The organism is Halostagnicola alkaliphila, assembly GCF_055379965.1.
This window is the reverse complement of record NZ_AP043824.1, coordinates 121103-136487: the sequence shown is the minus strand read 5'-3', so window position 1 is coordinate 136487 and position 15385 is coordinate 121103. Positions and strand designations below refer to the sequence as shown.

Sequence of the window (15385 nt, the reverse complement as noted above, 5' to 3'; positions counted from 1 at the left end):
CATGAGTAGCGACAAAGATCCGCGACCGCAGGTCCCGAACATCGACGATCCCCAGCCGGAGACGCCGCTGACCGAGGACTTCAACAAGGGGACCGCGAACGATCCGAACGTCGACGTGACGGCGACCGAGACCGAGATCACCGTCAACGGCGAGCGACGTACCATGCGTCCGGGGGCGACCGTCCTCGACGGTCTCGAGGGAACCGACGCCCACGAAGACGTTCCCGCCCTCTGTTACTACGAACGGGGGGACGAGGGCGACTCGGGCGATCACGGGCGCTACGAGATCGGGCCGCGAAGCGAGTGTCGAACGTGCATGGTCGAGACGGACAAATACGGCCTGGTCCCGTCGTGTAGTTTTCCCGCGGAGGGCGGCCTGACCGTACGGACGGACACGGCCGATGCGAGGGAATCTCGCGACGTCAATCTCGATCTGGTCCTTTCGAACCACAACCTCCGGTGTACGACGTGCTCGAAAAACGGCTGGTGCGAGCTTCAGGAAGCCTCGATTCACCAGGGCGTCGAGCACCCGCGATACGGCGTGTTCGACGAACGCGATCAGTACGAGCCGATCGACTCGACGTCGTCGTTCATCCAGATCGATCGGAACAAGTGCATCCTCTGTAATCGGTGCGTCGAAGCCTGTAGCGACGTTCAGGTCGCGGGCGTGCTTCGAATGGAGGGTAACGGTCCCGATACCCGCATCGGCTTCCAGAGCGAAGCCGAAACGATGGGCGACTCGAACTGCATCTCCTGTGGCCACTGCGCGACGGTTTGTCCGACGGGCGCGATCGTCGAGGAGGGGCTGACGGAGATGACGACGCTTCCACTGCCCGGCTTCAACCAGGAGAACTCGATCGGGAAGACGATCCGCGGAGCACGGGCCGAAACGAGCGAAACGAGCGAGTCGCCGAACCGCGCGGTCACGGGACGGGTGCCGACGGACGTGGACGTCGCCGAGAAATCGGGGGTCGCGAAGATGATGTCCCGGGCGAAACAGCAAGTCGAGAACGCGAAAACGCTGGCCAGCGAGAAGGCCCGCCAAACGGCGGACATGGTTCTCCAGGAGACGGAACACACCGCCGAGTTCTTCGCGGCGAACTCGCTCCCCGAGGGGATGCTGTTCGATATCGGCCGCGCGGTCGGCTCCCGGCGACTCGACCGAGTGAACAAAGCCGAAACGACCTGCGGCTACTGCGCGGTCGGCTGTCGGTTCGATCTGTACGGCAAAGACGGTGAAATCCTCGGAACGCGGCCGGCCGACCCCGACGCGACGCCCGCGAACGGCTACTCGACCTGCGTCAAGGGCAAGTTCGGCTACGACTTCGCCAACAGCGACGAACGCCTCGAGACGCCGCTGATCAAGGAGGACGGCGAGTTCCGGGAGGCGTCGTGGAACGAGGCGCTCTCGCGGGTCGCGGAGGAACTGGCCGAGACACGCGCTACCCACGGCAAGGACTCGCTCGCGGTCTTTTCCTCGTCGAAGGCGACCAACGAGGAGAACTTCCTGATGCAGAAATTCGCCCGGCAGGTGCTCGAGACGAAGAACATCGACAACTGCACGCGGCTGTGTCACTCCTCGACAGTCGCGGCGTTGAAACAGACGATGGGTTACGGGGCGATGTCGAACCGGATCAAGGATGTGGGTAACGCCGACTGCTATCTCATCACGGGCTCGAACACGACCGAGAGCCATCCCGTGTTAGCGACGAAGCTCAAACAGAACGTTCGCGACGGTGCGGATCTGTTCGTCTTCGAACCGCGGAAGATCGAACTCGCCGAGCACGCAGATCAGTTCACGCGAACGGCGGGCGGCCACGACATCGCGTGGATCAACGGCATGATCCGCCACATACTCGAGAACGATCTGCACGACGAGGAATTCATCGAGGAGCGAACGAAGGGTTTCGAGGACGTCGCGGAGAAAGTGCAGGCGTTTACGCCCGACAAGGTCGAGGAGCTTACGAACGTCTCGCCCGAGGAACTCGAGAACGCGGCCGAAACCATCGCCGAGGCCGAGACGTGCGTCTTCGGCTGGGCGATGGGTATCTCCCAACACACGTACGGAACGCAGACGGTTCTCGCCCTCGCGGACCTCGCGCTCGTAACCGGTCACGTCGGCAAGCCCAACTCGGGGTTGTCGCCGTTTCGCGGACAGAACAACGTGCAGGGTGGCGGCGGCGACATGGGTACGATTCCCGACAACCTCCCCGGCTATCAGGACGTCACCGACGACGACGTGCTCGACGAGTTCGAGGAAGCGTGGGGCGTCAGACCGCCGGACGAACCCGGGCTTCGCGTCACGGAGGTGTTCGACGAGGTCGACGAGGGGAACGTCCGCGGACTGTACGTGATCGGCGAGAATCCCGCGATCTCCGAACCCGACGTGACGAATGCCAGAGAGAGTTTACAGAAACTCGATTTCCTCGTGGTTCAGGACATCTTCGTGACCGAAACCGCGGAGTACGCGGACGTGATCCTTCCGGCGGCGACGTTCACCGAGAAGTACGGCACCGTCACGAACACCGAGCGACGCGTCCAACTGGTTCGACCGGCGGTCGAACCGCCCGGGGAGGCTCGAGCGGACTGGAAGATCCTTCAGGACCTCGCTCGACGGTTCGGGTTCGACTGGGAGTACGACTCGTCGACCGAGATCATGGACGAGATAAACGACCTGACGCCGATCTACGGCGGGATCACCCATGAACGATTAGAGGAGAACGGCGACGGACTCCAGTGGCCCTGCCCGGACGAGGAGCACCCGGGGACGCCCTATCTTTACGAGGAGGAGTTCAACTTCGAGGACGGAAAGGCGCGGTTCGTCCCGGCCGACCTGGGGGATCCGACCGAGCTACCCGGCGAGGAGTTCCCTATCGCACTCACCTCGGGCCGGGTGCTGTATCACTGGCACACCGGCCAGCTCACTCGACGGAGCGAGGGACTGATGGGCCACGTCGGCGAGAGCTACGCGGAGATTCACCCGCAGACTGCCGGACAGATCGGCGTCGTGGACGGCGAGTACGTTGAGGTCGAATCCAGACGGGGGTCTATCGTCGTCCGTGCGAAGGTGACCGATCGAACCGCGCCCGGGAAGGTCTTCATTCCGATGCACTTCGCGGTCGGCGCGGTCAACGAACTCACGCAGGAGGAACTCGATCCGATAAGCCGGATTCCGGACTACAAACTCGCGAGCGTCCGCGTCCGTTCGAGGGGAGCCGACCCCGACACCGAACCGATCGGGGAGACGGATAACTACCCGCCGAGAACGTACCTGGACGACTGATAACCGAGCGACCGCAGGCCACAGGCCTATTCACCTCGGCCTCGACCGTCTACGCATCATGACAGTCGAAATCACGGACGACGTGGTGGGAAAAGCGGTCGTCACCGACGGCGGACAGGAGATCGGAACCGTCGCCGAAATCGACGACAATCACTTGTACGTCGATTTCACCGGTGCTGGCGACACCGAACGCGAGGAGGACGTCGACGTGGACGAAATCAAGGACATTACCGACGAGCAGGTGATCCTCTTCGAGCCCGAAAAGCGATAACGGACGGTCGGTAGCCGTCGCGGCAAGGTCGGAAGAACTGGACCGACGAGAGCAGGCGCGAGGCTCCCGGAAGGATCCGATCGATTTTCGAGTTGCCGGCGTCTTTCGTAGCTCGACGTACGTCTCGTCGGCGAGACGGCGTCTCTTCGACGACACTCCTCGAGCGTGCTCGCCGGTATGGTCATCGGGAACATGACGATCGGTAGCAGGAAACATACGTAGTGGTAATTAAACAATCTATTTTTATTCCCTGAGGACATATCGGGGGCAATGGCACTCGATTTCACTCCGATGACTATCGACGAATTGGATCCGGACCGGCGCCCGTCGGTTCGGCTCGCGCTCCTTCCGGTTCTCGCGGTCGTCGTCTTTCTCGGTATCGGCTCCGCAGTGCTCGGTCTCGATCCGCACGTTCCGTTGCTCTGGAGCATCGTCTTCGTCGGCGCGTTCGGACAGTACCTCGGCTACTCGTGGTCCGACCTCTACGATGGCATCTCGAACGGCCTCCTCATGGGCCTGCAGGCGCTGCTCATCATCTTCACCATCTATGCACTCATTGCGACGTGGGTCGACGCGGGAACCATCCCCGCGATGATGTACTACGGGCTCGAGTTGCTGTCACCGGCCGTGTTCCTGCCTGTTGCAACAATCTTAGCCGCCGTCGTCGCCTTCGCGATCGGCTCCTCGTGGACGACGGTCGGAACCCTCGGCGTCGCGTTCGTCGGCATCGGCGCCGGCCTCGGCGTTCCCGGTGCGATGACGGTCGGTGCGGTAATCTCGGGAGCGTACGCTGGCGACAAACAATCGCCGCTCTCGGATACGACTAACCTCGCCGCTGGCGTGACGAATACGCCGCTGTACGACCACATCCATCGCATGCGACCGGGCACGCTGATCGCGTTCGGAATCGCGGTTCTCGCCTTCGCGTTCCTCGGCCTGCAGTCGAGCGGAGCCGTTCCGGCCCAAGAAGTCGCGGAGATCCAGCGCGCACTCGCCGGAACGTACGACGTTTCGCCACTGGTCTTTCTCCCGCTCGTGATCACGTTCGGCTTCGCCCTTCGAGGCTATCCCGCGCTCCCGACGCTCGTGGTCGGCGTCTTCGCCGGCGTCTTCACCTCGATACTCGTCCAGGGGACCGGATTCGTCCCCGCCTGGGAGGTCTTTCTGACCGGAACGGTTCCCGCGACTGGCTCGGACCTCGTCGACGAACTCCTCGAGACCGGCGGCCTCACCGGATCGGCCTGGACGATCACGGTCGTCGTCGCGGCGCTCGCTCTCGGCGGCCTCCTCGAGAAAACGGGAGTCCTCGCTGTCCTCGCCCACCGACTTTCACAAGGAGTGCGGAGTTCGGGCAGCCTGATCGCCGGCACGGGCGTTTCCGCGATCCTCATCAACGCGCTCACCGCACAGCAGTACATGAGCATCGTTCTCCCGGGAATGACGCTTCGGAATCTCTACGAGGAGTTCGATCTGGACAGCGACCAACTCTCTCGAGCGGTCGAGGCGGCGGGCACGCCGACGGGCGCGCTCATCCCGTGGCACGCGGGCGGAGTCTTCATGGCCTCTGCCACCGGCGTTCCGACGCTCGAGTACGCTCCGTACTACCTGTTCGGGATCCTCTCCCCGCTGGTTCTGTTCGCGATGACGCTAACCGGGTTCGGCGTTCCGTCGACACAGCGCGCCGAGTCAGTTCAAACGGCGGATTGAGAGACGGGCGGTAATCGAGTGGCTGCATCGGAGATAGTATCTGTTTGTAATATTAGGCATTTGGAATCTAGTCAGTGTGTGTTAACTTCTACTGGTCTGGGGTGCGTCCGGAGTTTATCGAGTTTGGCGCGGGATCGGATAGCTTGTAATTGCTGAATAAGAATATTGCTGCTAAATAACTATCGTATGTCGTATTTTAGGCGAAATTAGCGTATACTAGAAAATAACCTCTGCAACAGAGAGTTCAACGATCGATACCTGCGCTTTCGACCTCTCGATAATTCTATCGAAAGCTGCAATTAGCCACTAAATATGCCGACTACTGTATAATATATTGGTTCCGAGTAGTCTTCAACTTCGTTGCTCCCAAACCGATACCTGCGTTCGTCGCTCGAGCGGCGGCCGTTACTCGGTTGCCAGTTGCGGACCGGTACTCGCCGCGTCTCCGTCCCGCAGCGTGACGATTTCGCCGAAGCCGACAGAGTCGCCGATCGAAATATCGGAATCCCGTAACTGCGCGATGAGGCTCACGTCGTCGTCGAACCGAACCAGTCCGAGTCGGTTCGGCGTTCTCACGCCCGGCGGCGTCGCGTGCACGGTCGTCGTCGCGAAGACCCGTCCCGAGCCGAGTCCGTACGTCTCGAACGACGACGATCCGCAGTCGGGACAGCGAGCGCGGGTGTAATACCAACTCCTCGAGCAGCTTTCGCATCGAAGCGCCCGATCGGCGTCTTCGTTCTCGACCGTCGGTTCTCCGTGTTCGTTCATGGTTCCTTTCTCATGCTTGTTTCACGATCGTACAGATCGAATTGTTGCCGAACCCGGCGACGTTGATCGCCAGCCCGACCGTCGGGTCGTCGAGTTGACGGCCTTCGCCCGGAGCCTCGCCGCGAAGTTGCCAGACGAGTTCGATCACCTGCGAGACGCCGGTCGCGCCGAGGGGATGCCCTCGAGCTTTGAGCCCGCCGCCCGGGTTGACCGGCAACTCCCCGTCCAGATCGGTGCGCCCGTCCATCGTCGCTCGCCAGGCTTCCCCGTTGTCGTAAAAGCCCAACTCTTCGAGTTCGAGTAGTTCGAGGATCGTGAACGCGTCGTGGATGCACGCCACGTCGACGTCCTCGTGGGTGATCGACGCGTTCGCCATCGCCCGTTCGCCCGCGAGAGCAACGCTCTCGATCTCGAGCGGGTCGGCTCGCTCGGCGACCGCGTGGGAGCCGGTCGCCCCTTCGATGGCGGACAGCCGAATCTCGCCGTCTGCGCCGTCGCTTCCGGCGGTGAGCACCACCGCGGCCGCGCCGTCGCTGGTCGGACAGCAGTCGTACAGTCGGAGCGGTTCGGCGACCGGAGGCGACTCGAGCGCGTCCTCGATCGTGATTCGTTTTTGAAACTGCGCGTACGGGTTTGCGGCCGCGTTTCGGTGGTTCTTGACCGCGACCGTCGCGAGCGCCTCTCGGTCGGCGTCGTAGCGCTCGAGGTACGCGTCAGCCGCCAGTCCGGCGAACGAGGGCAGCGTCAGTCCCTGCACGTACTCGCGATCGTGTGTGAGACTGCTGATTACGTCCGTCGCAGTGTCGGTGTCGACTGACGACATGGTTTCGACGCCGACGACGAGGGCCGTCTGCGATCGACCGGCGCGGATCGCATCGACCGCACGAAGGAGTGCGCTCGCTCCGCTGGCGCTGGTGTTTTCGATTCGATCCGCCGTCGCGCCAACGATTCCGAGCGCACCACAGACGGCGTTCTCGAGGCCCGTTCGACTGTCGAGTGCCTCGGCGGCCATGTTTCCGACGTGGACCGATTCGACGACTCCGGGGCCGATCTCGGCATCTTCGAGGGCGTCCCAGGCGACTCGTTCGGCGAGTTCGAGCGTGTTGGCCGAGCCGTCGCTTTCGAAGCGAGTCATGCCGACGCCGGTGATGGAGACGTCCATCCGGGCTGTCACTCCCCGCCGAACGCGCCGCGGGCTTCGAGGTCGTCCAGTTCGTCCTCGCTGTAGCCGAGGGCCGCGAACACGTCCCGGTTGTGTTCGCCCAGTTGCGGCGGCGGGGACTCGAACCCGCTACTCGAGCGGTCGTACTTGAGCGGATGCTCGATGACCGGAATTTCGCCGCGTTCGGGATCCTCGATCGTCGTGACGCTGTCGCGAGCATCGGTCTGTTCGTTGTACAGGGCGTCTTCGGCCTCGAGAACCGGCCCCGCGGGAATACCGGCTTCCTCCACGAGGAGGACCATCCACTCGTCGGTGGTCAGTTCGCGGAACGTCTCCTCGAGTTCCGCCTCGAGTTCGTCCATGTGTTCGACGCGGTCGGCGTTCGTCTCGAAGCGCTCGTCCTCGACGAGGTCGGGCCGCTCGAGGGCCGTACAGAGCCCCTTCCAGAGCTTCTGGTTCAGACAGGCGACGTTGATGTGGCCGTCGGCGGTCTCGAACGTCTGGTAGGGCGCGAGGACGGGATCTTTGGTTCCCATTCGCGAGGGCGATTCGTCGGCGAAGACTTTGCCGGCCTGTTTGGTCAGCCACGGGAGCGCGGCGTCGAGCATGCCCAGATCGATGTACTCGCCCTCGCCGGTTCGCTCGCGTCGGTAGAGCGCGTTCGAGACGCCGAAAGCGGCCCACATCGCGGTGATGAGGTCGGTCATCGGAAGCCCGACTTTGACGGGTTTGCTGTCGGGCTCTCCAGTGACGCTCATGATGCCACTCATGCCCTGAATCAGCAAGTCGTAGCCGGGTCGTTCGCGCCAGGGACCGGTTTGGCCGAACGCCGAAATCGCACAGTAGATGATGTCGTCGTTGTGCGATCGGATCGCGTCCTCGTCGACGTCCAAGCGCTCGGCGGTGCCGGGACGGTAGTTCTGGATGAAAACGTCGGCCTCGCTCGCGAGTTCGTAAAGTGCCTCTCGGCCGGCATCGGACCTCAAGTCGAGTTCGACGCTCTTCTTTCCGTAGTTGACCGACCAGAAGTAGGGCGATTCGCCGTCGACGAACGGCGGTCCGGAGTGGCGGTTGTCGTCGCCGATGTCGGGTCGTTCGACTTTGATGACCTCCGCGCCCTGGTTCGCGAGCATCAACGAACAGAAGCCGCCGGTGACGAACGTCGTTAGATCGAGGACTCTCACGCCGTCTAAAATGCGATCGCTGCCAGTCATGTGATGTCGTATCACTCTGTTCGGATCGGGGAAAAAGGTTCCTATCAGATTCGGCGACCTGCCCGAGCGAGCGTTGGCCTCCACGGGCCGTCACTCGAGCGCCGACGTTCGAACCACTGCCACGTTCTCGCCGGCCGCGATATCGCTCGTCGTCAGGACGAATCCGTCGGCCGCGGCCGCCCGCGTACTCGAGGAGAGCACGCTCGGGTCGAACGTCTCCTCGTACACCGCGAGCGGGGAATCGACGTGACCGAGCGGGGTCGCTGTTTCGTCCTCGAGCGTGACCGGAATCACATATTCGAACCCTTCTGGGCCGAGACCGATATCGTGGGTCATTCGGTGTTCGACGGTGGGGACATCCTTCTCGCCGGTGAACAGCGCTCGGGCGACGAACGCGGCGCTGACGTACGCGCCGATCGGCTTTCCCGGAATGGCAACCGCGAGCGCATCGTACTCCGGCAGACGGGCTACGGCGATGGGTTTCCCCGGACGAATTCGGACGCGGTGAAAGTCGACGTCCCCGAGGCTCTCGAGGGCGTCGATGACGTAGTCCTTCGCGCCGACGCTCGTCCCACCCGTGGTGACGACCACGTCGTGCTCGAGGGCGAGTTCTTCGATCCGCATCTCGACTCGGTTTCCTTCGTCGGGAACCGACCCCTCGTAGATCGGCTCGTGACCCCACGAGCGGATCAGGTTAGACAGCATCGGGGAGTCGAGGTCGGTGTGACGGCCCTCGTGGATCTCGGTGCCGGTCGCAAGCGCGCCGACGGAGAACGGTTCGACGACGTCGACCGCTTCGCGACCGATATCGCGGAGCAAAATCGCGTCCATCGCGGAGAGTTGATCCCCGCTCGAGTAGAGTCGATCGCCAGCCGAGAGGTTCGAGCCGCGCTCGTAGACGTACGTTCCCGCCGAGAGCGTTGGTTTGTCGAATCGTCCGCCCTCGAGGTCGACGTCTTCCTGTTTGACGACCGTATCGGCTCGCTCGGGCAGGGGTGCTCCCGTCGCGATTTCGATCGCTTGCCCCGATTCGATCTCCGGGCGATCCGATTCCGGGTAACTCGTTTCGGAAACAACCTCGAGCGGTCCGTCGTCGTCGGAATTGTACGCGTAGCCGTCCATCGTCGCCCGATCGGTGGCGGGCTGATCGGCGGATGCGAGGAGATCCTCGGCGAGGTGGTGACCGGCGATATCCTCGACCGGACGGGACATCGTCGCTTGAGACTCGAGGAACTCCGTGCGGACGGAGCGGACACGGTTCGTCGCTTCCTCCCGCCAGATGAGATCGTCGTACTCGCTCATGGCACTAGCTCACCCGGAATCGAAAAAAGCGTTTGGAGAATCGGCTACTCTTGGTTCCGTTCTCGTCGCTGTTCTTGCTCTCGTTTCTGGTCTCGTTCTTGTTCCTCGCGGACCGCCTCGATTGCGGGCTCGAGTTCCGCGTAGAGCGTCTCGACGTCCTCGGGAAAGATTTCCACGGGCTTTGGTTGACTGTGGGTATGTATCCGAACGCGATTTCGGTGGCGGTAACTTCGATACAGGCTCCAGATCCCGACCGCGGCAAACCCGCCCCCGAGGAGTGGATTCGACGTCATCGAGTAGACTCCGAAGGCAACGAGCGCCGCGCTCATGATTGCGAGAAACCAGTTGAACGCCTCGTTGTTGACTTCGTCGACGTTCGTGTACGGGATACTCGTGAGTCCGTCGTCTCCATTGACGAGCAGACGTTTTTCGGTGACACCGACCTCCCCGTCCTTTCGAAGCTCGCCTCTGTAGTGAAGCCGTTCACCGCGATCGAGGTCGAGTCCATGTCTGCTCGGCATTGTCAGTCACTGAGTGAAGCCACCTAATCAAATTTTCCCCCGACTCGCAAAAAACGCGTCGAGCCGCGTCGATTAGTCCGCCTGATCGACCGGTTTTTGCTCGTCACCGGAACGCATCTGCTCGAAGTAGGTGACGAATTCGTCTTCGCCTTCGGCAAGCTGGTCCCACTGCGTGAGCCCGCGTTCCTCTCGAGTGCCGCGGATCGTGTTATCGAGGAGAACCGCGATGATCCCACCGACCGCCATCGTCGTCGATCCGATGACGAAGATCGTATCAGAAATCACCTGCTGACCGAGGATTGGCCCAATAACGGCGGCGTTGGACGTAATTTCCTCACGGAAGTAGTCGGTTGCACCCATATCGGCGGCCCCGGCGGCCGCTTCGATGTTGCCCATGTACACCGGAATCGCGAGTCCCATGAACAGGGCGATACCGATAATGAAGACGTTGCGCGAGGAGTCGAGGTCGACGTACTTCAAATTCGAGAGACCGACCGCGGCGATCTGTCCGAACATCGCGATGTACAGCGCGCCGACGATCGGTGCCGGAATCGTCGTGATGAACGCGCCGAAGTAGCCGATAAACCCGACGACGAGCATCACGACCGCTCCGATCTGGACGACGTAACGGGATGCGACGCCGGTGATACCGATCGCGCCGATGTTCTCACCGTAGGAGGTCGAACCGTTGCCCGTTCCCATGATGCCGGCGATGATGTTTCCGACACCTTCCATCCCGATTCCGTGGTTGATCCGTTTCTCGCTCGGCGCGCCGACGCCGGCGATTCGGGCGACCGCGTAGTAGTCGCCGAGACTTTCCACCATCGACGCGAGGATTCCGGCGAAGATACCGATCGCGAACGCGAAGGTGAACTCCGGAATACCCCACTGTAGGGGCGTGATCGGTTGAATCAGGGACGCATCGGCGACAGCTGCGGTGTCGACGTAGCCGGTCGTTTCGGAGCCGTAGACGCCGGTAAACGAGAGTACTGCGGCGACGATCCAGGCGACGGCGATCCCCAGAAGCACCGGGAACAGCTTCGCGTACCGACTGTACTGATCAAGGTACTGCGAGAACAGCACGATCAGGAACAGGGTCAGCCCGAGCAGCCACCAGTTCTGATCGACCGCCGTCACGTCCGCGACGTCGAACAGGGAGAGACCGATCAGTACAATCACCGGCGCAATCACGACCGGTGAAAGGTAGTACTTGAGCTTCCCGAGGACGCCGACGTATCCGAGTCCAACTTGGACGACCGCGGACGCGATGATCGCCCCTTGCAACTCGAGAATCGTCACTTCCCAACCGACGCCTTGCGCGCCGAGCGCTCCGATGATCGCCAGCGCGGGTGCAAGCAGTGCGAACGTCCCGCCCTGAACGATCGGGTATCGATTCCCGAACGTCGTCTGTAGCAGGGTTGCGACTCCCGAGACGACGAAGAAGGTCCCGACGAGTCTTGCTGTCTCCCCGTCGGGCATTCCCATCGCTCCCGCGAGAATCAGGGGAATCGCGACCGTCGCCCCGATCATCGTCAGATAGTGTTGTAGCCCGAGAAGGATCGATTCCCCCAGCGGCGGTTTATCTTCGATTCCGTATTCGACGAACGATGCTTCTTCTCGAGAGACGGAGCCCCCGTCCGTCTCTATATCGTCCGAATTTCCAGTATCTTGTGTCATGTGTATCTCTTTCCCTCGGTTCTCACCGAGTGTGCTGTACGAGGGTATGCCACACTCGAACAGACATGCGACCAAAAACCCAGGGAATGTACATAAAGGTACCGGCGCAAGCGGGAACGATTCGACGGGGTTCGGTCCACCGTGTGTCGTTGGTCGGAAATACGCGCCGTCGATCGGTATTCGTCCAGAAATCTCTCGAGTTCCCGATCCAAGCGCGATTACTCGTACTAATTTCTCTCCTCGGGTGCGACCGCCCGTATCAGAAACCGATCACGTGGGGATACACTCTTACAGGATGACCGTCTCTGTGGGAGTGATGGCATCCGATCCGGAGTACGCGGTCCACGCCGAGTTGAACGTGCAGGTTGAAACGCGCGACGGGATACAGCTTGCGACGGACGTCTACCGTCCCGCAGACCCGGAGACGGGCGAGCCGATCGACGAGCCGAAACCGGTCTTGCTCGATCGGACGCCCTACGGCAAGCGGGGACGCATGGAACGACACGGCGAATGGTACGCCGAACGCGGCTACGTCGTCGCCATACAGGACTGTCGCGGCCGGTTCGACAGCAAGGGCGAGTACTATATCTTCAAGAACGAACCCGAAGACGGCTACGACACCGTCGAGTGGCTCGCCGAACAGCCCTACTGTGACGGACAGGTCGGTACTTTCGGTACCTCCTACGGCGCGTGGGTCCAGAGCGCGCTCGCGACGCAGGACCCGCCCCACCTCGAGGCCATGTTCGTCAATCAGGGCGCGGCCAACGGCCGGAAGGCGACGTTCCGACACAACGGTGCGTTCGAACTGCGCTGGCTCGCCTGGGCCTTTACCCTCGGCGGCGGCTTCGCCAAACGAGCGCTCGAGAACGAGGACGTCCAGCAGCGACTGGCCAACGTCGACGTCGGCGATGTCCTCGAGAACGGCCCCGTCCAGCGCGGACAGTCGCCGCTCCGACACATCCCCGACTACGAGGAGTGGGCCTTCGACATCATGACGCAGGGAAGCGCCAGCGACGAACTCTGGCAGGAACCCGGTCTCAACTTCGAAGCGTTCTACGAGGAATCCGCGGACGTGCCGACCGTCTACTCGGGCGCGTGGTACGACTCCTACACGAAGGCGACCTGCGACAACTTCGAGTCGCTGGCCGACCGCAAGGAGAGCGACCACTACTTGCTGATGGGCCCGTGGACCCACGGCTGGAACGGCTACCCGCTGCCCTCGTGGAACAAGTCCTACTCGGGCGAACTCGAGTTCGGCGAGGAGAGTCTCCGGGACTACCAACACACCCGCTTGCGCTTTTTCGATCACTACCTCAAGGGCGAGGACACGTGGTCGAACCAGCCGACGGTCCAGTACTTCGAGATGGGAACCGGCGACGGCTCGCGCTCGGGAGACCGCCTCTTCCACGGCGGCGAGTGGCGTTCGGCGACCGAGTGGCCGCTTCCCGACACCGAATTCGAGACTTACTACATTCACGGCGACGGGACGCTCTCGACGGAGAAACCGACCGTCGAGGGGGCTTCGACCACCTACGAGTTCGACCCGAAAGATCCCGTCCCGACGCTGGGCGGGAACTGCTCGTCGTACATCACCTACGAACAGCGCGAGGAGAACATCCTCGAGTACCCCCTCGCACAGCGGAAACTGCAGGATCTCACGGGTCGGGGCGGCTACGACCAGCGCACGCGCCCCGACACGCTCGGCGCGGACGAACCCTACGGGCCGCTCGAGGAGCGAAACGACGTGCTCGTCTATCGCACGCCGCCGCTCAAGGAGGCCGTCGAGGTAACCGGTCCGATCAGCGTGACAGTGTACGGATCGACCGACGCGCCGGATACCGACTTCACCGCGAAGCTGATCGACGAGTATCCAGCCAGCGAGGACTTCCCGAACGGATTCGCAGTCAACGTCTCGGACTCCATCTGCCGCGGTCGCTATCGCGGCTACCGCGACGAACCGGACTTCCTCGAGACGGGCGAGGTCTACGAGTTCGAGATGGAGCCGTACCCGACGTCGACCGTCTTCGAGGAGGGCCACCGCATCCGACTCGACATCTCCTCGTCGAACTACCCGCGCTTCGACGTGAACCACAACACCGGCGGTCCGCTCTACGGCGACCGCGAGTACAACGTCGCGAACAACACGGTCCACCACGATAGCGAGTACGCGACGCAGATCGAATTGCCGGTCCAGCCCCGGTAGCCGATTGCTGACAGCGCTCCGTCGAACTCGCTTTCCGAATTTCGTCGCACTCTTTCGATTTTCAGTAGCCGACCGACCGGATCCAGAGCAGCCAGATCGCTCCGACGGAGAGTCCCATCGCCGCGAAGCCCGCGGCGTACCCCGCCGTCGCCGTTAGTAACCACCCGACGAGCCACGGGTACGCGAGCGCCCCGGCGTTTCCGACGAGTAACATCCCCGAGAGCGTCACCCCCGAGTCGTCCGTCAGCTCGGAGAAGGCGAGGCTGAACAGCGGGCCGAAGGGGATTCCGAATCCGAACCCGGTCGCGACGAGTCCCGCCGAAATCCCGATCGGAGAACCCGCTCGAATAGCCACTGCAAGCCCGACGAGGACGACCGCGAGCCCGAGCAGGGATCCGGAGACCGTCGCCCGCTCGCCGTAATCTCGAGAGAGCCACCCGCCGAGCCCGCGGCCCAAAACGGTCGCCAGCGCGAATCCGACGAGGACGGCGACCGCAGGGACGGCGACGTCGGCGAGGACTTCCGTGTACCAGGTCGCCGCGACCATCAGAAAGCCGAACGTCGCCATGTTTCCCAGCCCGAGCGCGAGCCCGCTTGCCGAGGTGAACGGCTCGACGTACGACCGGAGCGCAGTTACGGCGTTCCCGGTAACGGCGGCGAGTCGGACCGTGAGCGCACAGCCCGCGAACGTGACCGCGGCTGCGGTTATCGCGGGTGCGGTCTCCCCGAACACGTCGACTGTGGGCGGGCTCGCTGCCAACCCGACGGCGAGTCCGAGCGTAAAGAGCGCTCCGAGCATTCCCTGTGCGGTCGCGGTATCGGAACCGCTGGTTCGCAGTCCGACGTATTTCATTCCCGCGACGAACGCCGTCCCCTGTCCGAGCCCGAGCAGGAGTCTCGAGAGGTACGTTGTCTCGAGGGTAACGACGCCCCCGATCGCGATTCCGACGCCGGCTCCGGCGAGTCCGAGCGCGGCGACCCGTTCGACCCGCACCATCCGAGTCAGCCTGTCCGCGGGAACGACTGCGAGCAGCTGGCCGAGTAAAAACAGAGACATGCCGAATCCCGCCGCATCGGGTTCCACGCCGCTTGCAATAAGCAACGAAACGTACGTTCCGTACGCGCCGACGGCGAGGCCCAGGCCGAACAATCCGACGCCGACGGAACTCACGGCATTCCAAGGAATCTCTCGGCTACTGGCCGATGCCCGTTTCGCGGTTGCCATTGGAATGTCCAACCCGTTACCCCGCTAAATGCGTTACGGCGAAGCGTCGACG

The 15385-nt window shown here is 62.7% G+C and carries 11 protein-coding genes; 4 read left to right on the top strand and 7 right to left on the bottom strand.

Annotation, left to right across the window (positions count from 1 at the left end):
- Window position 1: 1 nt before the first annotated feature.
- The 3 genes from fdhF to arcD all read left to right on the top strand — a co-directional run bounded on the left by fdhF (window position 2) and on the right by arcD (window position 5261).
- Window positions 2–3283 (top strand): formate dehydrogenase subunit alpha, encoded by a 3282-nt coding sequence (gene fdhF / locus ACZ5C7_RS00570; protein WP_464374454.1) that lies wholly within the window; start codon window positions 2–4, stop codon window positions 3281–3283.
- A 58-nt stretch (window positions 3284–3341) separates the two neighbouring features.
- A complete protein-coding gene (locus ACZ5C7_RS00565; protein WP_464374453.1) occupies window positions 3342–3554 on the top strand; it encodes a hypothetical protein in 213 nt (70 codons plus the stop codon).
- Window positions 3555–3824: 270 nt separating this feature from the next.
- Window positions 3825–5261, top strand: a complete 1437-nt coding sequence (gene arcD, locus ACZ5C7_RS00560; protein ID WP_464374452.1) for an arginine/ornithine antiporter ArcD — start codon at window positions 3825–3827, stop codon at window positions 5259–5261.
- Between the two features lie 405 nt (window positions 5262–5666).
- Here the strand turns inward: arcD and ACZ5C7_RS00555 are convergent, their stop codons facing one another.
- The 6 genes from ACZ5C7_RS00555 to ACZ5C7_RS00530 all read right to left on the bottom strand — a co-directional run bounded on the left by ACZ5C7_RS00555 (window position 5667) and on the right by ACZ5C7_RS00530 (window position 11905).
- Window positions 5667–6029, bottom strand: a complete 363-nt coding sequence (locus ACZ5C7_RS00555; protein WP_464374451.1) for a Zn-ribbon domain-containing OB-fold protein — start codon at window positions 6027–6029, stop codon at window positions 5667–5669.
- A gap of 10 nt (window positions 6030–6039) precedes the next feature.
- A complete protein-coding gene (locus ACZ5C7_RS00550) occupies window positions 6040–7191 on the bottom strand; it encodes a thiolase family protein (RefSeq protein WP_464374450.1) in 1152 nt (383 codons plus the stop codon).
- A gap of 8 nt (window positions 7192–7199) precedes the next feature.
- On the bottom strand, window positions 7200–8405 hold the full coding sequence (locus ACZ5C7_RS00545) for a CaiB/BaiF CoA transferase family protein (protein WP_464374449.1): 1206 nt from the start codon (window positions 8403–8405) through the stop codon (window positions 7200–7202).
- Between the two features lie 90 nt (window positions 8406–8495).
- Window positions 8496–9707, bottom strand: coding sequence for a molybdopterin molybdotransferase MoeA (locus ACZ5C7_RS00540; RefSeq protein ID WP_464374448.1), 1212 nt, complete (start codon window positions 9705–9707; stop codon window positions 8496–8498).
- 44 nt (window positions 9708–9751) lie between these two features.
- Window positions 9752–10228 (bottom strand): hypothetical protein, encoded by a 477-nt coding sequence (locus tag ACZ5C7_RS00535; protein ID WP_464374447.1) that lies wholly within the window; start codon window positions 10226–10228, stop codon window positions 9752–9754.
- 72 nt (window positions 10229–10300) lie between these two features.
- Entirely contained in the window at window positions 10301–11905 is a 1605-nt protein-coding gene (locus ACZ5C7_RS00530; protein WP_464374446.1) for a uracil-xanthine permease family protein, read from the bottom strand.
- A gap of 316 nt (window positions 11906–12221) precedes the next feature.
- Between ACZ5C7_RS00530 and ACZ5C7_RS00525 the strand changes: the two genes are divergently transcribed.
- Entirely contained in the window at window positions 12222–14108 is a 1887-nt protein-coding gene (locus ACZ5C7_RS00525) for a CocE/NonD family hydrolase (protein WP_464374445.1), read from the top strand.
- 61 nt (window positions 14109–14169) lie between these two features.
- On the opposite strand, the gene ACZ5C7_RS00520 is transcribed toward ACZ5C7_RS00525, so the two are convergent.
- Complete coding sequence (locus ACZ5C7_RS00520) at window positions 14170–15333, bottom strand: MFS transporter (protein ID WP_464374444.1); 1164 nt, start codon at window positions 15331–15333, stop codon at window positions 14170–14172.
- Window positions 15334–15385: the final 52 nt, after the last annotated feature.

Excerpts from the sequence above, each read along its gene's own strand:
- fdhF (WP_464374454.1), top strand. The coding sequence starts at position 2 with ATGAGTAGCGACAAAGATCCGCGACCGCAGGTCCCGAACATCGACGAT.
- ACZ5C7_RS00565 (WP_464374453.1), top strand. The coding sequence starts at position 3,342 with ATGACAGTCGAAATCACGGACGACGTGGTGGGAAAAGCGGTCGTCACC.
- arcD (WP_464374452.1), top strand. The coding sequence starts at position 3,825 with ATGGCACTCGATTTCACTCCGATGACTATCGACGAATTGGATCCGGAC.
- ACZ5C7_RS00555 (WP_464374451.1), bottom strand. The coding sequence starts at position 6,029 with ATGAACGAACACGGAGAACCGACGGTCGAGAACGAAGACGCCGATCGG.
- ACZ5C7_RS00550 (WP_464374450.1), bottom strand. The coding sequence starts at position 7,191 with ATGGACGTCTCCATCACCGGCGTCGGCATGACTCGCTTCGAAAGCGAC.
- ACZ5C7_RS00545 (WP_464374449.1), bottom strand. The coding sequence starts at position 8,405 with ATGACTGGCAGCGATCGCATTTTAGACGGCGTGAGAGTCCTCGATCTA.
- ACZ5C7_RS00540 (WP_464374448.1), bottom strand. The coding sequence starts at position 9,707 with ATGAGCGAGTACGACGATCTCATCTGGCGGGAGGAAGCGACGAACCGT.
- ACZ5C7_RS00535 (WP_464374447.1), bottom strand. The coding sequence starts at position 10,228 with ATGCCGAGCAGACATGGACTCGACCTCGATCGCGGTGAACGGCTTCAC.
- ACZ5C7_RS00530 (WP_464374446.1), bottom strand. The coding sequence starts at position 11,905 with ATGACACAAGATACTGGAAATTCGGACGATATAGAGACGGACGGGGGC.
- ACZ5C7_RS00525 (WP_464374445.1), top strand. The coding sequence starts at position 12,222 with ATGGCATCCGATCCGGAGTACGCGGTCCACGCCGAGTTGAACGTGCAG.
- ACZ5C7_RS00520 (WP_464374444.1), bottom strand. The coding sequence starts at position 15,333 with ATGGCAACCGCGAAACGGGCATCGGCCAGTAGCCGAGAGATTCCTTGG.